Origin of the sequence: Nocardioides sp. cx-173, assembly GCF_021117365.1 — a bacterium.
In the GTDB taxonomy this organism is placed as follows: Bacteria; Actinomycetota; Actinomycetes; order Propionibacteriales; family Nocardioidaceae; genus Nocardioides.
On the sequence record NZ_CP088262.1, the window covers coordinates 1,269,293 to 1,289,239 of the forward strand.

The 19,947-nt window shown below is 72.5% G+C and carries 20 protein-coding genes; 14 read left to right on the top strand and 6 right to left on the bottom strand.

Going from position 1 to position 19,947, the window contains the following annotated elements; genetic code table 11:
• The first annotated feature begins 58 nt into the window (after window positions 1-58).
• The 5 genes from ilvD to LQ940_RS06115 are packed head-to-tail and all read left to right on the top strand — an operon-like array spanning window position 59 to window position 5,613.
• A complete protein-coding gene (gene ilvD / locus LQ940_RS06095; RefSeq protein WP_231241941.1) occupies window positions 59-1,744 on the top strand; it encodes a dihydroxy-acid dehydratase in 1,686 nt (561 codons plus the stop codon).
• A 12-nt stretch (window positions 1,745-1,756) separates the two neighbouring features.
• Window positions 1,757-2,338, top strand: coding sequence for a pyridoxamine 5'-phosphate oxidase family protein (locus LQ940_RS06100; RefSeq protein WP_231241940.1), 582 nt, complete (start codon window positions 1,757-1,759; stop codon window positions 2,336-2,338).
• Window positions 2,335-3,357, top strand: coding sequence for a hypothetical protein (locus LQ940_RS06105; protein WP_231241939.1), 1,023 nt, complete (start codon window positions 2,335-2,337; stop codon window positions 3,355-3,357). Before LQ940_RS06100 ends, LQ940_RS06105 begins: the two co-directional genes overlap by 4 nt.
• Before the next feature lie 34 nt (window positions 3,358-3,391).
• Complete coding sequence (locus LQ940_RS06110; RefSeq protein ID WP_231241938.1) at window positions 3,392-4,594, top strand: kynureninase; 1,203 nt, start codon at window positions 3,392-3,394, stop codon at window positions 4,592-4,594.
• A gap of 5 nt (window positions 4,595-4,599) precedes the next feature.
• Window positions 4,600-5,613: a S66 family peptidase gene (locus LQ940_RS06115; RefSeq protein WP_231241937.1), complete on the top strand. Its 1,014-nt coding sequence runs from the start codon at window positions 4,600-4,602 to the stop codon at window positions 5,611-5,613.
• A 20-nt stretch (window positions 5,614-5,633) separates the two neighbouring features.
• On the opposite strand, the gene LQ940_RS06120 is transcribed toward LQ940_RS06115, so the two are convergent.
• On the bottom strand, window positions 5,634-5,975 hold the full coding sequence (locus LQ940_RS06120; RefSeq protein ID WP_231241936.1) for a UBP-type zinc finger domain-containing protein: 342 nt from the start codon (window positions 5,973-5,975) through the stop codon (window positions 5,634-5,636).
• A 48-nt stretch (window positions 5,976-6,023) separates the two neighbouring features.
• Between LQ940_RS06120 and LQ940_RS06125 the strand changes: the two genes are divergently transcribed.
• The 5 genes from LQ940_RS06125 to ilvC all read left to right on the top strand — a co-directional run bounded on the left by LQ940_RS06125 (window position 6,024) and on the right by ilvC (window position 10,727).
• Window positions 6,024-6,440 (top strand): VOC family protein, encoded by a 417-nt coding sequence (locus LQ940_RS06125; RefSeq protein WP_231241935.1) that lies wholly within the window; start codon window positions 6,024-6,026, stop codon window positions 6,438-6,440.
• The gene (locus LQ940_RS06130; protein ID WP_231241934.1) at window positions 6,437-7,108 is read left to right on the top strand and encodes a 4a-hydroxytetrahydrobiopterin dehydratase; all 672 of its coding nucleotides are present in this window, start codon (window positions 6,437-6,439) and stop codon (window positions 7,106-7,108) included. The genes LQ940_RS06125 and LQ940_RS06130 overlap by 4 nt, the downstream gene beginning before the upstream one ends.
• Window positions 7,109-7,357: 249 nt before the next feature.
• Window positions 7,358-9,100, top strand: a complete 1,743-nt coding sequence (locus LQ940_RS06135) for an acetolactate synthase large subunit (RefSeq protein ID WP_231241933.1) — start codon at window positions 7,358-7,360, stop codon at window positions 9,098-9,100.
• A 1-nt stretch (window position 9,101) separates the two neighbouring features.
• Window positions 9,102-9,644 carry an acetolactate synthase small subunit gene (ilvN, locus tag LQ940_RS06140; RefSeq protein WP_231241932.1) on the top strand — a complete coding sequence of 181 codons (543 nt, stop codon included), beginning with the start codon at window positions 9,102-9,104 and terminating at the stop codon, window positions 9,642-9,644.
• A 54-nt stretch (window positions 9,645-9,698) separates the two neighbouring features.
• On the top strand, window positions 9,699-10,727 hold the full coding sequence (gene ilvC / locus LQ940_RS06145; RefSeq protein WP_269217234.1) for a ketol-acid reductoisomerase: 1,029 nt from the start codon (window positions 9,699-9,701) through the stop codon (window positions 10,725-10,727).
• Between the two features lie 73 nt (window positions 10,728-10,800).
• On the opposite strand, the gene LQ940_RS06150 is transcribed toward ilvC, so the two are convergent.
• From LQ940_RS06150 to LQ940_RS06160, 3 genes are all read right to left on the bottom strand, one after another.
• A complete protein-coding gene (locus LQ940_RS06150) occupies window positions 10,801-11,607 on the bottom strand; it encodes an ABC transporter permease subunit (protein ID WP_231241931.1) in 807 nt (268 codons plus the stop codon).
• On the bottom strand, window positions 11,604-12,503 hold the full coding sequence (locus tag LQ940_RS06155) for an ABC transporter ATP-binding protein (protein WP_231241930.1): 900 nt from the start codon (window positions 12,501-12,503) through the stop codon (window positions 11,604-11,606). Before LQ940_RS06155 ends, LQ940_RS06150 begins: the two co-directional genes overlap by 4 nt.
• Before the next feature lie 95 nt (window positions 12,504-12,598).
• A complete protein-coding gene (locus tag LQ940_RS06160; protein ID WP_231241929.1) occupies window positions 12,599-13,498 on the bottom strand; it encodes a hydroxymethylglutaryl-CoA lyase in 900 nt (299 codons plus the stop codon).
• Window positions 13,499-13,529: 31 nt separating this feature from the next.
• Here LQ940_RS06160 and LQ940_RS06165 point away from each other — a divergent pair, with 31 nt between their 5' ends.
• Genes LQ940_RS06165 through LQ940_RS06175 form a run of 3 tightly spaced genes read left to right on the top strand, consistent with a single transcriptional unit; the run spans window position 13,530 to window position 15,964 of the window.
• Window positions 13,530-14,738 carry a CaiB/BaiF CoA transferase family protein gene (locus LQ940_RS06165; protein ID WP_231241928.1) on the top strand — a complete coding sequence of 403 codons (1,209 nt, stop codon included), beginning with the start codon at window positions 13,530-13,532 and terminating at the stop codon, window positions 14,736-14,738.
• 2 nt (window positions 14,739-14,740) lie between these two features.
• Window positions 14,741-15,376: an isochorismatase family protein gene (locus tag LQ940_RS06170; RefSeq protein WP_231241927.1), complete on the top strand. Its 636-nt coding sequence runs from the start codon at window positions 14,741-14,743 to the stop codon at window positions 15,374-15,376.
• A 9-nt stretch (window positions 15,377-15,385) separates the two neighbouring features.
• The gene (locus LQ940_RS06175; RefSeq protein ID WP_231241926.1) at window positions 15,386-15,964 is read left to right on the top strand and encodes a hypothetical protein; all 579 of its coding nucleotides are present in this window, start codon (window positions 15,386-15,388) and stop codon (window positions 15,962-15,964) included.
• A 33-nt stretch (window positions 15,965-15,997) separates the two neighbouring features.
• On the opposite strand, the gene LQ940_RS06180 is transcribed toward LQ940_RS06175, so the two are convergent.
• Window positions 15,998-17,392 (bottom strand): MFS transporter, encoded by a 1,395-nt coding sequence (locus LQ940_RS06180; RefSeq protein ID WP_231241925.1) that lies wholly within the window; start codon window positions 17,390-17,392, stop codon window positions 15,998-16,000.
• Between the two features lie 71 nt (window positions 17,393-17,463).
• Between LQ940_RS06180 and LQ940_RS06185 the strand changes: the two genes are divergently transcribed.
• Entirely contained in the window at window positions 17,464-19,107 is a 1,644-nt protein-coding gene (locus LQ940_RS06185) for a nitrilase-related carbon-nitrogen hydrolase (RefSeq protein WP_231241924.1), read from the top strand.
• A gap of 6 nt (window positions 19,108-19,113) precedes the next feature.
• Here LQ940_RS06185 and LQ940_RS06190 read toward each other — a convergent pair whose 3' ends face one another.
• On the bottom strand, window positions 19,114-19,821 hold the full coding sequence (locus tag LQ940_RS06190; protein ID WP_231241923.1) for a GntR family transcriptional regulator: 708 nt from the start codon (window positions 19,819-19,821) through the stop codon (window positions 19,114-19,116).
• Between the last annotated feature and the right edge of the window lie 126 nt (window positions 19,822-19,947).

The window sequence follows — 19,947 nt, forward strand, 5'->3', positions numbered from 1 at the left end:
TCACCGGCTGCTGAGATCCACAGGTCGTGTCGTGGGCCACGCCGATAGGCTCGTCAGCATGAGCGACGAGTCCCCGCAGCACGACCTGAAGCCCCGCTCCCGCGCCGTCACCGACGGCCTCGAGGCGACCGCCTCGCGCGGCATGCTCCGTGCCGTCGGGATGGGAGACGACGACTGGCAGAAGCCGCAGATCGGCGTGGCGTCCAGCTGGAACGAGATCACTCCCTGCAACCTCTCGCTCGACCGGCTCGCGAAGGCCGTGAAGAACGGCGTGCACGCGGCCGGCGGCTACCCGCTGGAGTTCGGCACGATCTCGGTCTCCGACGGCATCTCGATGGGCCACGAGGGGATGCACTTCTCGCTGGTCTCCCGCGAGGTCATCGCGGACTCGGTCGAGACGGTGATGATGGCCGAGCGCCTCGACGGCTCGGTGCTGCTGGCGGGCTGCGACAAGTCGCTGCCGGGAATGCTCATGGCGGCCGCGCGCCTGGACCTGGCGAGCGTGTTCCTCTACGCCGGCTCGATCATGCCCGGGCAGGTCGACGGCCAGGACGTGACGATCATCGACGCCTTCGAGGCGGTCGGCGCCTGCCTGGCCGGCAAGATGAGCCGCGAGCAGGTCGACAAGATCGAGCGCGCGATCTGCCCCGGCGAGGGCGCCTGCGGTGGCATGTACACCGCGAACACCATGGCCGCCGTCGGCGAGGCGCTCGGCATGTCCCTGCCCGGCTCTGCCGCCCCGCCGGCCGTCGACCGGCGCCGCGACGGGTTCGCGCACCGCTCCGGCCAGGCCGTCGTCGAGATGCTGCGCCGCGGCATCACCGCCCGCCAGATCATGACCAAGGAGGCGTTCGAGAACGCCGTGACCGTGGTGATGGCCCTCGGTGGCTCCACCAACGCCGTGCTGCACCTGCTCGCCATCGCGCGCGAGGCCGAGGTCGACCTCACCCTGGACGACTTCAACCGCATCGGCGACAAGGTGCCGCACCTCGGCGACCTCAAGCCGTTCGGCAAGTACGTCATGAACGACGTCGACAAGGTCGGCGGCATCCCGATGGTGATGAAGGCGCTGCTCGACGCCGGCCTCATGCACGGCGACTGCCTCACCGTCACCGGCCGCACCCTGGCCGAGAACCTCGCCGACCTCGCGCCCCCGACCGTCGACGACGACGTCATCCGCACCATCGACCGCCCGATCCACCGCACCGGCGGCATCACCATCCTCAAGGGCTCGCTGGCCCCCGAGGGCGCGGTCGTCAAGAGCGCCGGCTTCGACGAGTCGGTCTTCACCGGCACGGCCCGGGTCTTCGACGGCGAGCGCGCCGCCATGGATGCGCTCGCGGCCGGCGAGATCAAGCCCCAGGACGTCGTGGTCATCCGCTACGAGGGCCCCAAGGGCGGCCCCGGCATGCGCGAGATGCTCGCCATCACCGGCGCCATCAAGGGCGCCGGCCTGGGCAAGGACGTGCTGCTGCTCACCGATGGCCGGTTCTCCGGCGGCACGACGGGGCTGTGCGTCGGCCACGTCGCCCCCGAGGCCGTGGACGGCGGTCCGATCGCGTTCGTGCGCGACGGGGACCCGATCACCCTCGACGTCCTCAACCGCACCCTCGAGGTCGAGATCGACGACCTCGAGGCGCGCAAGGTCGGGTGGGAGCCGCTGCCGCCGAAGTACACCCGCGGGGTGCTCGGCAAGTACGCCAAGGTGGTCCAGTCGGCCGCCCACGGCGCCGTCACCTCGTGACGAGGCGTTGACGTGGGCAAGGTCCACGCCGCGATCACCGGTCGGGTCCGCTCGTTCATCGAGCGCCAGCCGGTGTTCTTCGTGGCGACCGCGCCGTCGGGTGACGGCGGGCACGTCAACGTCTCGCCCAAGGGGCTGGCCGACACCTTCGTGGTCGTCGACGAGCACACCGTGGCCTACCTGGACCTGACTGCCAGCGGCGCGGAGACGATCGCGCACCTGCGGCAGAACGGCCGGGTCACGGTCATGTTCTGCTCGTTCGAGGCCAAGCCCAACGTCGTCCGGCTGCACGGCCGCGGCCGCGTGGTCGGGCTGTACGACGACGACTTCGCCGCCTGGGCGTCGCGCTTCCCGGCCAACGCCGCGGCCCGCGCGGTCATCGTGGTCGACGTCGAGCGGGTCAGCGACTCGTGCGGCTACGCGCTGCCGCTGATGAGCCTGGACCAGGAGCGCGACCTGCTCACGCCCAACATGGAGCGCCGCGGACCCGACGGTGTGCTCGCCTACCGGCGGCGCAAGAACCGCACCAGCATCGACGGGCTGCCGGCCTTCGACGACGACGACGACCACGACGGACCCGGGTCTGACGAGTGACCTCCCGGCGGCTCGACCGCAACGCCCTGGCGCTCGCGCTGGTGCTGGTGCTGATCGCGGCGCTGATCGGGCTGGCCTGGGGCGCCGGGCGCACCGGCGGGGACCGGGAGCCGCCGGACGCGCGCGGCGAGCGGACCGGCGTACCGAGCGCGACGCCCACGCCGACGCCCACGCCGACGCCCACGCCGGCCGCGCCTCCGACGGCGGAGACGACGCCGGTCGACCCCGCGCCGGCGACACTGCCCGGCGGCCGGACGCGGGTCTTCGGCGGCGGCCACTTCCTGGTCGCCTACTACGGGACCGCCGGGACCGGCGCCCTGGGCGTGCTGGGGGAGACGGGGCCGGACGGGGCGCTGACGCGGGTACGCCGCGCCGCGGCGCCGTTCGCGGGACCCGGGCGGCCGGTGCAGCCGGTCTACGAGCTCATCGTCACCGTGGCCGACCCCAGCCCCGGCCGCGACGGGGACTTCAGCCACGACATCGACCGGGCCTCGGTGCTGGCCTACGTCCGCGCGGCGCAGCGCGACGGCGCGCTGCTGCTGCTGGACCTCCAGCCCGGCCGCTCGGACTTCCTCGACGTCGCGAAGCGGTGGCGTTGGGCCCTGGAGTACCCCCACGTCGGCCTGGCGCTGGATCCCGAGTGGCGCATGGGCAGGCGCGAGGTGCCGGGCGGCGTCATCGGGTCGGTGCGCGCGCCGGAGGTCAACCGGGTCTCGGCCTGGCTGTCCCGGCTGACCCGGGCCGGCCGGCTGCCGGAGAAGCTGTTCGTGCTGCACCAGTTCCGCACGGCGATGGTCGAGGACATCCACCTGGTCGAGCGCCGGCCGGGGCTGGCGATGGTCCAGCACGTCGACGGGTTCGGGACGCGCTCGCAGAAGCGGGCGACGTACGGCGCGGTGGCCCGGCCCGGCCGGTTCACGATGGGCTTCAAGCTCTTCTACGACGAGGACGTCAACCGGATGGGCCCGCGCGAGGTGCACGCCCTGCGTCCGCGGGTGCGCTTCATCAGCTTCCAGTGACCGGGGCCGCCGAGGGCGCGGCTACCCTCTGCCCGTGACCGACACCGACCTCGACCAGCGCGACCCCCTCGCGCCCTACCGCGACCGCTTCGTCGGCGCGGAGACCCCGCTGGTGTACTTCGACGGCAACTCGCTCGGCAGGCCGCTGCGCAGCACCGGCCCCCGGCTGGCGCAGTTCGTCACCGAGGAGTGGGGCGGGCGGCTGATCCGGGGCTGGGACGAGCGGTGGTTCCACCTGCCCGAGACGATCGGCGACGACCTCGGCCGCACGGTCCTGGGCGCGGCGCCGGGGCAGACCGTGGTCGGCGACTCCACGACGGTGCTGCTCTACAAGGCCATGCGCGCGGCCGTGGCGGTGCGCCCCGGGCGCACCGAGATCGTGGTCGACCGCGACAACTTCCCGACCGACCGCTACGTCGCCGACGGCGTCGCCCGGGAGTGCGGGCTGACCCTGCGCTGGATCGACGTCGACACCGCCGCGGGCGTCGAGGCCGAGCAGCTCGCGGCCGTCGTCGGGCCGCACACGGCGCTGGTGCTGCTCAGCCACGTCGCCTACCGCTCGGCGCACCTCGCCGACATGGCGACGCTCACCGCGATCGCGCACGACGCCGGCGCGCTGGTGCTCTGGGACCTCAGCCACTCGGTCGGCTCCGTTCCGGTGCGCCTCGACGAGTGCGGCGTCGACCTCGCCGTCGGCTGCACCTACAAGTACCTCAACGGCGGGCCCGGCGCGCCGGCGTTCGTGTACGTCGCCGAGCGGCTGCTCGACCAGGTCAGCCAGCCGGTCCAGGGGTGGATGGGCGCGAGCGACCCGTTCCTCATGGGGCCCGACTACCGCCCGGCGCCCGGCGTACGCCGGATGCTGAGCGGCACTCCGCCGGTGGTCGGCATGCTCGCGATGCAGGACATGCTCGCGCTGGTCGAGGAGGTCGGGATCGAGGCGGTGCGCGCCAAGTCGGTCGCGCTGGCCGAGCACGCGATCGCGCTCGCCGACGAGCGGCTGCCGGGCGTCACCGTCGCCTCGCCACGCGAGTCGTCGCGCCGCGGCGGCCACGTGACCCTCAACCACCCGCTGATGAAGGACGTGACCACGGCGCTGTGGGCCGAGGACGTGATCCCGGACTACCGCGACCCCCACGGCCTGCGCCTGGGGCTCTCGCCGCTGTCGACCTCCTTCGCCGAGGTCGAGGCCGGGCTGGAGCGGGTCCGGCTCACACTGGAGCGGCTGGGAGGGTGACGGGCGTGAGGTTCCCTCGCCCGCTCGCTCCCGGCGACCGGATCGGCGTCACGGCGCCCTCCAGCGGCGTCGGCGCCGACCTGCGACCACGCCTGGACGTCGCCGTCGACCACCTGCGCCGGCGCGGCTACGAGGTCGTCGTGGGGGAGTGCATGTCCGGGGAGGGGATCACCTCGGCGCCCAAGGACGCGCGGGCCGCCGAGCTCACCGCGATGCTCAGCGACCCGACGATCGCGGCCGTCGTGCCGCCGTGGGGCGGGGAGCTGGCCATCGACCTGCTGGACCGGCTCGACTGGGACGTCCTGGCCGCCGCCGAGCCGACCTGGCTGGTCGGCTGGAGCGACCTGTCCACGGTCATGCTCCCGCTCACGCTCCGCCTCGGCTGGGCGAGCCTGCACAGCCTCAACCTCATGGACACGCCGTACGACCCGGCGCCGGGCCTGGCCCACTGGCTCGACGTCGCGTCCGCGACCGGTCCGGTGACGCAGACCAGCCCCGGGCTCTACCGCGAGGGGTGGGACGACTACCGCGCCGATCCCGGCGCGACGACCATGGCGCTCGACCTCGAGGGGCCATGGCGGGTGCTCGGAGGCGGCGGCGTGGACGTCGGCGGCGTCCTCGTCGGTGGTTGCCTGGAGGTGCTGAGCCCGCTCGCCGGGACGCCGTACGGCGACGTGCCGGCCTTCGGCCGCGCGCACGCCGACGAGGGGCTGCTGGTCTACCTCGAGGCCTGCGCGGCGCCGGCGCCCGACGTCGCCCGGATGCTGCACGGGCTGCGCCTGGCCGGCTGGTTCGACGACGCGTCCGGGATCCTGATCGGCCGGACCGCGGCCCCGGACGCGCCCGGCCTGACCCAGCAGGAGGCGGTGGCCGACGCGCTCGGCATGCTCGACGTGCCGATCGTGCTGGATCTCGAGATCGGCCACGTCCAGCCGTTCCTGCCGCTGGTCAACGGCGCCAGCGCGCGGGTGGTCGCCGACGACCGGCGCCGGGAGATCACCCAGACCATCGGTGGCTGAGGAGGGACGAGCCCTACCGGTCAGTGCACGTGGTCGCGCCAGTCCGCGGGGACACGTCCGGCGGGGCCGGGGGCCGGCTGGTCCTCGGGGTGGGACCGCGGCGGCGCGAGCGGCTGGCCCAGGACGCCCACCTCGCGGGTGAAGTCCCAGAACCACTCCTCGCCGGGCTCGAAGCTGGCCATCACCGGATGGCCGGACTCGCGGAAGTGGGCCGTGGCGTGCTGACCGGGGGAGCTGTCGCAGCAGCCGACGTGCCCGCACTGGGCGCAGCGACGCAGGTGCACCCACCAGCCGCCCGCGTCGTCGCACTCGACGCAGCCCGTGCCGCTCGGAGGGACGGAGGGGTCGATGCCGTCGGTCATGCATCCGAACCTACGACAAGGTCGGCGGGGTGTGGCAGGGTCCGTGGGGTGGACCAGCGGATCAGCTTCGTGACCTTGGCGGTGACCGACCTCGACGCCACCCGCGCCTTCTACCTCGACGGCCTCGGCTGGCAGACCTCGCTCGACGTGCCGGGGGAGGTGCTGATGATCCGCGCCGGCGAGCACCTGGTGCTCTCGCTGTGGGACCGGGCGCAGTTCGAGGCGGAGGTCGGTCCCATCGCCCGCGGCGAGGGCGTGGCGCCGTTCACCCTTGCCCACAACGTCCCCACCCGGGAGGACGTCGACTCCGTCCTCGCGACCGCTCGCGCCGCCGGCGCCGACCCCGTCCACGACGCCTTCGAGCGCGAGTGGGGCGGCTACAGCGGTTACTTCGGCGACCCCGACGGGTATCGATGGGAGATCGCCTTCAACCCCGGACCGATAGGACAGGTGGTGCTGCCGTGAGTGACCAGACGAGCGACCCGAGGAAGATCCTGGACGGGCACGAGCTCGAGACCGAGCTCCTCGCCGACTGGCGAGTGCTGTTCTCCGCCCTGCACGGGCGCTTCGAGACCGGCGACTTCGCCACCGGCCTGCGGCTGGTGGAGGGCATCGGCGCGGCGGCCGAGGAGCTCGACCACCACCCCGACGTCGACCTGACCTACCCGCGAGTGACGGTGCGCCTGACCAGCCACGACGTCGGCGGCGTCACCAGCCGCGACGTCGAGCTCGCGCGGCGCATCAGCGACCTGGCCGGCAGCCTCGGCGCCAAGGCCGACCCGGGCGGGGTCTCGGTGCTCGAGCTCGGTCTCGACACCTGGGACGCCGACGAGATCAAGCCGTTCTGGGTGGCACTGCTGGGCTACGAGGCGACCGGGGACGACGTCGAGCTGGTCGACCCGACCGGCACCCGGCCGACCATCTGGTTCCAGGAGACCGAGCAGCACGAGACCCCGCGGCAGCGCTGGCACCTCGACATCCGGATCCCGCCCGAGGAGGCCGACGGCCGCATCAAGGCGGCGCTCGACGCCGGCGGGACCATGGTGAGCGACGCGGTCGCGCCCCGCTTCTGGGTGCTCGCCGACCCGCAGGGCAACCAGGCCTGCATCACCACCTGGATCGGCCGCTCCTGAGCGCCGCCGTCCTCCACATGGTGGGACCGGCGTCCCACACGCTGGGACGCCTGTCACACTTGGCTGACGGCACGTGACAGCGGCGATACGGTGGGCCCATGCACTTCGGACTCCTCGTACGCACGGGACGCGCCCGCTGATCTCTGACCAGCCAGCGCGTCGCCCCTCGTTGCCCCGGCAACCGAGGGGTTTTTTGTTGGGGAAACGCCAGTGACCGTGCCAGACCAGACGTAAGGAAAAGAGCACCAGATGAGCGAGCAGATGACGGGCGCACAGAGCCTGGTCAAGTCGCTGGAGGCGGCGGGCGCCGAGAACATCTTCGGCATCCCGGGGGGCGCGATCCTTCCGGCGTACGACCCGCTCATGGACTCCTCGATCCGGCACATCCTGGTGCGGCACGAGCAGGGCGCCGGCCACGCCGCGCAGGGCTACGCCTCGGCCTCCGGCAAGGTCGGCGTCTGCATGGCGACCTCCGGGCCGGGCGCGACCAACCTGGTGACGCCGATCGCCGACGCGCACATGGACTCGGTGCCGATGGTGGCCGTGACCGGACAGGTCGGCGCCAGCGCGATCGGCACGGACGCCTTCCAGGAGGCCGACATCCGCGGCATCACGATGCCGATCACCAAGCACAACTTCCTGGTCACCGACCCCGCCGAGATCCCGCGCACCATCGCGGAGGCGTTCTACATCGCCTCCACCGGCCGCCCCGGACCGGTGCTGGTCGACGTCGCCAAGTCGGCCCTGCAGGCGATGACGAGCTACGAGTGGCCGACCGAGCTGCACCTGCCCGGCTACCGCCCCGTCACCCGCCCGCACGCGAAGCAGATCCGCGAGGCCGCCCGGCTGATCCTGGAGTCGCGCCGCCCCGTGCTGTACGTCGGCGGCGGCACGATCCGCTCGGGCGCCTCGAAGGAGCTGCGCACCCTCGCCGAGCTCACCGGGATGCCGGTCGTGACCACCCTGATGGCGCGCGGCGCCTTCCCCGACAGCCACCCCCAGCACCTGGGCATGCCGGGCATGCACGGCACCGTCGCCGCGGTCGCCGGACTCCAGCGCAGCGACCTGATCATCAGCCTCGGCGCGCGCTTCGACGACCGGGTGACCGGCAACCTCGACTCCTTCGCGCCCGGCGCGAAGGTCATCCACGCCGACATCGACCCCGCGGAGATCGGCAAGAACCGCCACGCCGACGTCCCGATCGTGGGCGACGTCCGCGAGGTCATCAGCGACCTGGTCCTGGCGCTGCAGACCGAGGCCGACGCCGGCACGACCGGCGACTACGAGGGCTGGGTGGAGTTCCTGGCCGGCGTGAAGCGGACCTACCCGCTCGGGTACGACCTCCCCGCCGACGGCGGCCTGTCCCCGCAGTACGTCATCGAGCGGCTGGGCGAGATCGCTGGCGAGGACACGATCTACGCCTCCGGCGTCGGGCAGCACCAGATGTGGGCCGCCCAGTTCGTGCAGTACGAGAAGCCGCGCACCTGGATCAACTCCGGAGGCCTGGGCACGATGGGCTTCGCGGTCCCGGGCGCCATGGGCGCCAAGGTCGGGTGCCCCGACCAGACGGTGTGGGCCATCGACGGCGACGGCTGCTTCCAGATGACCAACCAGGAGCTGGCCACCTGCGCGATCAACGACATCCCGATCAAGGTCGCGATCATCAACAACGAGTCGCTCGGCATGGTGCGGCAGTGGCAGACGCTCTTCTACAACGAGCGCTACTCCAACACCGACCTGCACAGCAAGCGGATCCCCGACTTCGTCAAGCTGGCCGAGGCCTACGGCTGCGTCGGCCTGTCGTGCGACAGCCCCGGCGACGTCGACGCCACCATCCGCAAGGCGATGGAGATCAACGACGTGCCGGTCGTCGTCGACTTCCGGGTCCACCGCGACGCCATGGTGTGGCCGATGGTCGCCGCCGGCACCAGCAACGACGACATCAAGTACGCGCGCGACCTGGCGCCCCAGTTCGAGGAGGACGATCTCTGACATGAGCGCCACTCACACCCTGAGCGTCCTGGTCGAGAACAAGCCCGGCGTCCTGGCCCGGATCGCCGGGCTGTTCAGCCGCCGCGGGTTCAACATCGACTCCCTCGCCGTCGGCCCGACCGAGCACGCCGAGATCTCGCGCATGACCATCGTGGTCAACGTCGAGGACTCGCCGCTGGAGCAGGTCACCAAGCAGCTCAACAAGCTGGTCGAGGTCATCAAGATCGTCGAGCTCGACCCGCAGGCCTCGGTCAACCGCGAGCTGATCCTGGTCAAGGTCGCGGCCACGGCCGAGACCCGCGGCCAGGTGCTCGACACCGTCCAGCTGTTCCGCGCCAAGGTCATCGATGTCGCCAGCGACGCCGTGACCATCCAGCTGGTCGGCAACGCCGCCAAGATCGGCGACTTCCTGCGCGTGCTCGAGCCGTTCGGCGTGCGCGAGCTCGTCCAGTCCGGCCAGGTCGCCATCGGCCGTGGCTCCCGCTCCATCTCCGAGCGCAGCCTGCGCCCGGTTGTCGTGCCTGCCCCGCCCGCCGCGGGCTGAGCGCCGTACCCCCTGATCTTCCCGAGAAGAACCCACCAGAAGGAGAAGCCCGACGTGGCTGAGATGTTCTACGACGATGACGCCGACCTGTCCCTGATCCAGGGCAAGAACGTGGCGGTGATCGGCTACGGCAGCCAGGGCCACGCCCACGCACTGTCGCTGCGCGACTCGGGCGTCGACGTCCGCGTCGGCCTGCAGCCGGGCTCCAAGAGCCGCGCCAAGGCCGAGGCCGAGGGGCTGCGCGTCGTGACGCCGGCCGAGGCCGCCGAGGAGTCCGACTTGATCGTGATCCTGGCTCCCGACCAGCACCAGCGCAAGCTGTACGCCGAGGAGATCGCCCCCCACCTCGCCGAGGGTGACACCCTGGTCTTCGGCCACGGGTTCAACATCCGCTTCGGCTACATCACCCCGCCCGAGGGCGTCGACGTGTTCATGGTCGCGCCCAAGGGCCCCGGCCACCTGGTGCGCCGCGAGTACGTCGACGGGCGCGGCGTGCCCGTCCTCGTCGCCGTCGAGAAGGACGCGTCGGGCAACGCCTGGCCGCTCGCGCTGTCCTACGCGAAGGGGATCGGCGGCCTGCGCGCCGGCGGCATCAAGACCACCTTCACCGAGGAGACCGAGACCGACCTCTTCGGCGAGCAGGCCGTCCTCTGCGGTGGCGCCTCCAAGCTGGTGCAGTACGGCTTCGAGGTCCTCACCGAGGCCGGCTACCAGCCCGAGGTCGCCTACTTCGAGTGCCTGCACGAGCTGAAGCTGATCGTCGACCTGATGTACGAGGGCGGCATCGCCAAGCAGCGCTGGTCGGTCTCCGACACCGCCGAGTTCGGCGACTACGTCTCCGGCACCCGCGTCATCACCCCCGACGTGAAGCGCAACATGGAGGCCGTCCTCGAGGACATCAAGAACGGCAAGTTCGCCGAGCGGTTCATCGCCGACATGGACAACGGCTCCCCGGAGTTCACCAAGTTCCGCGAGGAGGGCGAGTCCCACCCGATCGAGAAGACCGGCCGCGAGCTCCGCAAGCTCATGGCCTGGGTGAAGAGCCACGACTCCGACTACGTCGAGGGCACCTCCGCCCGCTGACCGCCGTACGAACCGCTGACCCGTCAGAAACTTTCTGACGGGTCAGCGGTCATTTCGAGCAGTTGGTGACGGGTCACTTCACCTCGGAGCGCATGACCAGGGCCAGGCCGACGGCCAGGGGGAGGATCAGCCAGAGGGTGCCGGTGGTGGCGAGCTGGGCCCAGGCCTCCCCGGACATCTGCCCCTCGAAGAGCGAGCCCTGGGCGAAGTTGAAGTCGACCCAGCTCTGCAGGTCGGCGAACCACTCCTGCGTGGTGGCCAGCAGCATCGACAGGGTGGGCAGCACGAACGAGTAGACGAAGTACGCCACGATCGCGCCGGGGGAGTTGCGGATGAGCACCCCGAGCATGAAGCCGATCAGCATGCCGAGCACGTTGGCCAGGATGATGTAGGCGAACTCGGTCGCCGACACGTTCCAGACCGTGTCGGTGCCGGTGATCGCGGTCCCGACGACATTGCCGAGGGCGCCGATCGCGCCGGCGAGGAACATGGACACCACGCCGACCGCGACGGCGACGAGCAGCTTGGCGGCGATGACGCGCTCGCGGTGCGGCACGAGGGTGAACGTCGTGAGGCCCGTGCGCTGGCTCCACTCGCCGGTCACGGACAGCACGGCGACCATCGGCAGGATGACCGCGATCGGGAAGCCGATGGCGGAGGCGAAGGACTCGTAGGTGAGCTCGCTGTCGGGGGCGAACAGGATCACCGCGCCGGTGGCGAGGACGGCGGTGATCGCGATGCTGGCCATGAGCCAGAAGCCGGAGCGGGTGTCGAACATCTTGCGCAGCTCGACACCCGCGACGCGGGTGAGCGGGATCGGGGGATGGACGGGCCGGGTGGTGGCGCTGGTGTCGACCGCGTCGACGGTGATGGCGGTCATGCCGCTGCTCCTTCTCGTTGGGTGTCTGCGGTGAGCTCGAGGAACATCTCCTCGAGCCCGGCGCCGTCGGCGGCGCGGAGCTCGGTGAGGGCGACGCCGGCCGCGAGCGCGACCTTGCCGACGACCGACGCGTGGGCGTCGGTGCGCAGCGCGCCGTCGGCGTACGGCGTGCCGCCGATCTCGGCGGCGTCCAGCGCCCCGACCAGGCCGGCCAGGTCGTCGCTGCGCACGATCGTGCCGGCCGCCTCGAGCAGCTCGGCCTTGGTGCCCTGCGCGACGATGCGCCCGTGGCCGATGACCACGATGTCGTCGGCGATGACCTCGATCTCGTGCAGCAGGTGCGAGGACAGCAGCACGGTGCCGCCGCGGTTGGCGTAGCCGCGCAGCAGGTCGCGCATCCAGCGGATTCCGGCCGGGTCGAGGCCGTTGGCCGGCTCGTCGAGGATCAGCACCTGGGGGTCGCCGATGAGGGCGGTGGCGATGCCCAGCCGCTGGCGCATGCCCAGCGAGTAGTTGCGCACCCGCCGCGAGGCCTCGGCGTCGGTGAGGCTGACGACGTCGAGCATCTCGTCGACCCGCGCGGCGGGCAGGCCCATCGTGCGCTGGGCGATGGTGAGGATCTCGCGGCCGGTGCGGCCGGCGTGCTGCGCCGAGGCGTCGAGCAGCACCCCCACCTCCCGGCCCGGGTTGGGCAGGTCCGCGAAGCGGCGCCCCGCGATCAGGGCGGTGCCGGAGGTCGGGGGAGTGAGCCCGACCATGACCCGCATGGAGGTGGACTTCCCGGCCCCGTTGGGGCCGAGGAACCCGGTCACGCGGCCCGGTCGGGCCTCGAACGTGACGTCGTCGACGGCGGTGAAGGAGCCGTACGTCCTGGTCAGTGAGTCGATGGTGATCATGTCGAGAAGCCTCGTCCGCAGACGATCCTTCCCGCATCGGGGAACGCTCTGACCCGACCCCGGGCCGGACCCCGGGCCGCGACCCCGAGACGGGGTCAGGGGTGCGGGAAGAGTCCCGCGCGGCCGAGCTGTGCGGGGGCCTGGGGCAGGCCGAGGAGGCCGCTGACCCAGGTGCCGGTGGCGGCCAGGCAGGCGGCGTCCAGTCCGGTCTCGTGCCCGGAGCGGTGCAGCAGGTAGAGCAGGTCCTCGGTGGCGATGTTGCCGGTGGCGCCGGGGGCGAAGGGGCAGCCGCCGATGCCCCCGGCGGAGGCGTCGAGGACCGAGACCCCCGCCTCGACGGCGGCCAGCGCGTTGGCGTAGCCGGTGTTGCGGGTGTTGTGGAAGTGCGCGCGCAGAGGGAGCCGCGCGTCGAGGGCCCGCAGCCCGGAGACGATCGAGCGGACCTGCTGGGGGACCCCGACGCCGATGGTGTCCGCGATCGCCAGCTCGTCGGGCCCGCCCTCGAGCACCCCGCGGGCGACCTCGAGCACGCGCGCGGTCGGCACCTCGCCGTCGAAGGGACAGCCGAACGCCGCCGCCAGGATCACGGTGGTCGCCAGTCCGGCCGCTCTCGCGTCGTCGGCCATCGCCTGCCACGCGGCGACCTGGCCGGCGGTGTCGACCCCCTGGTTGCGCAGGGCCAGCCCGTCGCTGACGACCACGACCACCGTCACCTCGTCGCACCCCGCGGCGATGGCGCGCTCGAGGCCGCGCCGGTTGAGCACCAGCCCGATGGAGCGCAGCCGCGGGTCGTCGCGCACCTCGGCCATCACCGCCTCGGCGTCGGCCATCTGGGGAACGCGGTCGGGGTGGGCGAAGGCGGTGACCTCGACGCGCCGCGCCCCCGCGTCGAGGCAGCGGCGCACGAGGGCCGCCTTGTCCGCGGTGGACACCAGGCGCGACTCGTTCTGCAGCCCGTCGCGCGGGGACACCTCGACGATCTGGACCTGGCTCATCCCGAAACCCTATCGGATATATGATGCAGGCATGACGAACGCAGCCACCGGCCCCCTCGCGGGCGTCCGAGTCATCGAGGCCGGCCAGCTCCTGGCCGGCCCCTTCGCCGGCCAGCTGATGGGCGACATGGGGGCCGACGTGATCAAGGTCGAGCCGCCGGGCGTCGGCGACCCGATGCGCCAGTGGGGGCGCGAGAAGTCCGAGGGCAGCTCGCTGTGGTGGCCCGTCGTGGGCCGCAACAAGCGCTCGGTGACGCTGAACCTGCGCGAGGCGCCCGGCCAGCGGATCTTCGAGCGGCTGGTGGCCGAGGCCGACATCGTCGTCGAGAACTTCCGGCCCGGCACCTTCGAGAAGTGGAACCTCGGCTACGACCGGCTCCGCGAGCTCAACCCCCGGCTGGTCCTGGTCCGCGTGAGCGGCTACGGACAGACCGGCCCCTACTCCTCGCGCGCCGGCTACGGCTCGATCGGCGAGGCGATGGGCGGCCTGCGCTACATCACCGGCGAGCCGGACCGGCAGCCCTCGCGCACCGGCATCTCCATCGGCGACGCGCTGGCCGCGATGCACGCGACCATCGGCGCTCTGGCGGCGCTGCGGCACCGCGACGTCACGGGGCAGGGCCAGGTCGTCGACAGCGCCATCTACGAGTCCGTGCTCGCGATGATGGAGAGCACCGTGACCGAGTGGGACGTCCAGGGCTACCAGCGCGAGCGCACCGGCGCGGTGCTGCCGAACGTCGCGCCCAGCAATGTCTACCCGACCGCCGACGGCCAGCTGATCCTGATCGCGGCCAACCAGGACTCGGTGTTCCGGCGGCTGGCCGCGCTCATGGACGAGCCCGAGCTCGCCGAGCCGGGCAGCCGGTACGCCGACCACTCCGGCCGCGGCGAGCGCCAGCAGGAGCTCGACGACCACATCGCGATCTGGACCGCCAAGCACGACTCGGACGCGCTGCTCGCGCTCCTCCACGAGGGTGGCGTGCCCGCAGGCCGGATCTTCAAGGCGGCGGACATGCTGTCCGACCCGCACTTCCAGGCACGCGACGCGATCGTGAGGGTGCCGGACGCGCGCTTCGGCGAGCTCGCCATGCAGAACGTGGTGCCCAAGCTGTCGGCGACGCCGGGCAGCATCCGCTGGACCGGCCCGGAGCTCGGCCAGCACAACGACGAGGTCTACGGAGACCTGCTGGGCCTGGCGCCCGAGGAGCGCAGTGCCCTCGCCGCGGACGGCGTGATCTGAGGATGGACCGCGAGGCCGACTACGAGTCCGTGGGCTTCCGGGGCCGCATCGGCTTCGGCACGCGCCCGGCGGTGCTGGTCGTCGACGTCGCGCGCGCCTACCTCGACGGCCCGCTGGGCGACGGGGCGGGCCGCTTCGAGGCGGCACGCGCGAGCGCCGAGCGCGTGGTCGACGCCGCCCGCCAGGCCGGCCACCCGGTGCTGTTCACGCAGGTCGTCATCGCGGCGGGCGGCGCCGACGCCGGGTGGTTCGCGGTCAAGGTGCCGGGGCTGTCGGTGTTCGAGCCCGGCTCGCCGTACGCCGCCTTCCCGAGCGCTCCTGCACCGCGCGCCGGCGAGCTGGTGGTCAGCAAGCAGTACGCCTCGTCGTTCTTCGGCACCAGCCTGGCCGCCTCGCTGACCGCGGCCCGCGTCGACACCGTGGTCGTCACCGGCTTCTCGACCAGCGGCTGCGTGCGCGCCTCGGCGCTCGACGCGCTGCAGCACGGCTTCCGCCCCGTGGTCGTGGCCGAGGCGTGCGGTGATCGCGACGTGGCGGCCCACGAGCAGAGCCTCTTCGACCTCGACGCCAAGTACGCCGACGTCCTCACCGAGTCCGAGGTCGTCGCCCATCTCACCTCTCACCCGTCTCGACCCTAGGAGCAGCAGATGACCGTTCTCGACCTGGACGCCCCCGACCTGGAGTGGCGTGAGCACCAGATCGCGGGAGCCGAGAAGCCGGCCCGGATGGTGCTGCTGCACGCCGACGCCGAGCGCGGCACGCGCACGGTGATGGTGCAGTTCCCCGACGGCTGGCGGCGCGACGCCGTGGGTCACCAGCCCGCGGGCGAGGAGATGGTGCTGCTCTCGGGTGCCCTGAGCATCAGCGGCCACACCGCCGCCCTGGGCGACCTGCTCGTCGTCGAGCCGCGCGCGACCCGCTCCGCGACGTCGGTCGCCGACGGCACCCGCGCGCTGGTGTGGTTCTCCGGGCCCGGCGGCGGCTGGACCGACGGTCCGGCCGCGGACGCCGGCACCGCCCGGGTGGCCCCGCTCGCCGTGGGCGAGCAGCGGGCGGCTCACGACGAGCTCGTCGGGACGCTCAGCGTGCACGACGACCTGCCGGAGCAGAGCTTCGACGCCGACGTGGACGTCCTGTGGCTCGACGAGCGGAGCTGGCTCCACGCCCCGGCCGGTACGACGGTCCCCGCCCGGCCGGGCCGCGCGGTCGTCCGCCACTACGGCTGACCGCTCCGGCTGACCGCTCCGGGGCGGCAGCCCTCAGGTGGCGGCGAGGGCCCTGGCGGCGTCCTCGTCGTAGGTGTGGCGGATCTTCGCGGCCATCCCGATGCAGATGAACAGGGGCGGCAGCAGGGTCAGCATGGCGAACTGCAGCGAGTCGGCCTTGTTGAGGTCGAAGGTGTCGGCCAGCATCGTCGAGACGAACCCGATCAGCAGCGGGCCGGCCGAGCCGCCGAGGGTGACCAGAAAGGTCAGCACGGCGAAGCCCATGCCGCGGCCGTTGGCCGGCAGCACGTCGGCGTTGGCGGCGGTCATGTTGGGGATCGCGGCGGCGAAGCCGATGCAGGCCAGCGCGATCATCGCGCTGCGCACCCCGACGCCGGGCAGCAGCACGGTCCCGGTCAGGCCGAGGGCCCCCACGAGCAGGAAGACGGCGGAGACGTTGATCCGCCAGCCCTTCCGGACACCGTGGTAGCGGTCCCCGAACCGCGAGCCGAGCACGATGCCGATCACGATGCCGGTGCCGCCGACCGCGCCGGACAGGGCGGATCCGGTGGACTCGCTGACGCCCTCGACGCGGACCAGAAAGGTCGGGATCCAGTAGAAGAGGCCCGCGACCCCCAGCGACAGCATCGCCAGGGAGACGGTGACGCCGCGCAGGGTGGGGATCCGCAGCAGGTCGGCGGTCTGGGCCCAGATCGACCGGTCGTCGACGACGTGCACGCCGCGCGCGGCGTCCCGGTCTCCGGCGCGGGTCTGGTCGAGCCGGTCGCCGAGGCCACGCAGCGGGTCCTTGACGGTGAGGACGAGGACGGCCACGAGCAGCCCGGGCACCGCGGCGACGAAGAACACCGTGCGCCAGTCGTAGGCGTCGGCCACGGCTCCACCGAGGATGACGCCGCAGGGCAGGCCCATGTAGTAGCCGGCGCGCTCGAAGCCGTAGGCCTTGGCCCGGCTGCGCGCCGGGTAGTAGTCGGCGAGCAGCGAGGAGGCGGGGGGGTTGTAGAGCTGACCGGCGCCGCCGATGGCGATCCGGATGATGAAGAACATCAGGAAGCTGGTCGCCAGGCCGCTCGCCACCGAGCACAGGGCCCAGATCAGCACGACCAGCGAGATGGTCACCACGCGCGGCGCGCGGTCGGCGAGGCGACCGGCCGGCAGCACCAGGAGGGCGCCGGCGACCGAGGCGGCCGTGGGGATCGCGCCCGCCCAGGCGTCGCTGAAGCCGAAGTGGTCCTGGATCTGGGGCAGGGCGCCCGCGATCAGGTTGACCTCGACCCGGTCGATGAAGGCGACGAGGGCGATGACCACGGCCGGCCACCACCCGAAGGGGGCGGCCTTGGCGAGGTCCACCGTGACCGGCGGCCTCCCGGCGAAGGCCTGGACCTCCACGGTGTCGGACGGGGCGACTGTCTCACGGGTGGTGTCCGACATGCCTCATGCTCCTGTCCTCGGGATACTCTGCGGAGCGTATCGGCAATCATAGAAGATATATAGGAGTCGCCGTGACCGTCGTTCGTGTGGCCGCCGTCCAGTTCGCCGTCTCCGAGGACGTCGAGGCCAACCTCGCGACCGCGCTGCGGATGACCGACGCCGCCGCCGCGCGGGGCGCACGGATCGTGGTCCTGCCGGAGTTCACCCATCACGTCTCCTGGTACGCCGACCGCGAGCACGCCCGGCGCCTGGCCGTGACGCTGGACGGCGCCTTCGTCACCACGCTGGGGGAGCGGGCCGCGCGGCACGGCATCTACCTGATGGCCAACTGCGTCGTGGCCCGCGCCGACGGGCGCGCCACCGGCACGAACATCCTCTTCGCGCCGGACGGGAGCATCGCGGCCACCAGCGACAAGCAGGTGCTCATGGGCAGCGAGCGCGACCACCTCGACCCGGCGACGGAGGGCTCGCCGGTCGTCGAGACGCCGTACGGCCGGATCGGGCTCTACTCGTGCATGGACGGCGTCATCAACGAGACCCCGCGCATGCTCGCGCTCGGCGGGGCGCAGATCCTCCTCAACAGCCTCAACTCCTTCGCCCTCGACGAGGCCTCCCTGCACGTCCCGGTCCGCGGGGTCGAGAACCGCGTCTGGGTGGTGGCCGCCAACAAGGTGGGGCCGCTGGTGCCCGAGCACAGCATCGCCATGGTGTCCGAGCGCACGGGAGTGCCCGAGTCGCTGCTGCACGGGGCCGGTGAGAGCCAGGTGGTCGCTCCCGACGGGTCCGTGGTGGCGATCGCCCCGCATGCGGGGGAGGCCATCGCGGTCGCGGACATCGAGGTGGAGCTCGCCGACGACAAGCGTCGTGCCGACGGCACCGACGTCTTCGCCTCGCGCCGCCCCGAGCTGTACGGAGCCATCGTGGCGCCGCCGGTCGGGCGCCGCGCCCCCGCCGGTGCTGAGGAGCTGGTCGCGGCGGTCGTGACCCCGTCGTCGGACGCCGAGGTCACGGCGCTGGTGCGGGAGGCCCTCGACGCCGGCGCCGCCCTGGTCGTGCTGCCCGAGCTCGCCGGGCCCGCGCCCGAGGAGCTCGCCGCGCTGCTGGCCGGGAGCGACGCCCTGGTCGTGACCAGCGTCGCCGAGGGTGAGCGGCACGTCGGGCTCGTGATCGGCGCGGACGGCGTCCGGATGCGCCAGCCCCAGCTGCACCGCAGCGAGCGGCACGCCGCCTGGGCGACGGATCTCGGCGACGGCCTGGAGATCCACGACGCGCCGTGGGGGCGGCTGGCGGTGGTCGTCGGCGACGACGCCCTCTACCCCGAGACGTTCCGGCTGGCCGCGCTGCGGGACGCCGACGTGGTCGCCGTCCCATTCACCGTGGGCTCCGTGCACGACCTGGAGCTGCTGCTGCTCGAGCGCGCGGCGGAGAACCGGCTCAACCTCGCGGTCGCCAGCGTGCCGACCGAGCACGGCGCCGGAGGCCTGATCCCGCTCTCGGCCGACTTCACCCTCTGGACCGCCTGGGAGCGGCCGTTCGCGGGCGTGATCAGCCGCCCGGAGCCGGTGCCGGCGGACGCCGCCGTCACCGTGGCGACCCTGCGGCCGGCGTGTGCGGTCAACCGCTTCGTCACGCGCGGCACCGACGTCGTCGACGGGCGCCCCTGGGCGCTGGCCGGGAGCCTGGTGGCCGCGGCGGACCGGACGCCCGCGCTCTGAGGACCCTCAGGCCTCGAGCGCGGCGGTGCGGGCCTCGAGGGCGGCGCGCAGCGCGTCCTCGCTGGCGTCGAGGTGGGCCACCCAGGCCTCGCGCGTCTGCGCGGCGTCGCGCGCGCGAGCGTGCTCCAGGATCGTGCGGTGCTCGCTGATCCGGTGCTCGCGGGCCTCCGGGGCGACGTCGAGCTCGCCCATGAGCAGGTGCAGGTAGCGGTCGGCGGTGTGCCACAGCAGCTCGAGGACGCGCAGGTCGGTCGCGCCCATGACGTCCTCGAGCAGGACGGCGTGGAAGTGGTGGTGGGCCGCGGTGAGGGCGGCCGGCTCGCGCTCGATGGCGACGTAGTCCTCGAGCGCGTCCTCGGCCTCGGCGATGCGCTCGTCGGTCATCTGCGCCACGGCGCGCTCGACGAGGTCGCCCTCGATGATGCGGCGCAGGCGGTAGATGTCGGTGAGGTCCTGGACGCTGAGCGAGGCGACGAGGGCGGACCGGCCCGGACGCAGGCTGACGATGCCCTCGCTCTCGAGCCGGCGCAGGGCCTCACGGACCGGGATGTGGCTGACGTCGAACTGCTCGCACAGCTCCACGATGGAGACCGCCGAGCCGGGCAGGATGTCGCCGACCAGGATGGCGCGCCGCAGCTCGTCGGTCACCCGGTCCACCAGGGACAGGTGCTCGATCGGTCGGACGGTCGACGTTGACCGCGCTCGTCGCGCCATGGGGGGAGCTCCTCTATCCGGACACCGGACGGTGTTGCTGAGATTCTATATCCTCCTCAACCCTGCGCTCGATGAGGGCGTTCGCCGCACCTTGTCCCCGGCAGCCCGATATCGTATATTCTCTAC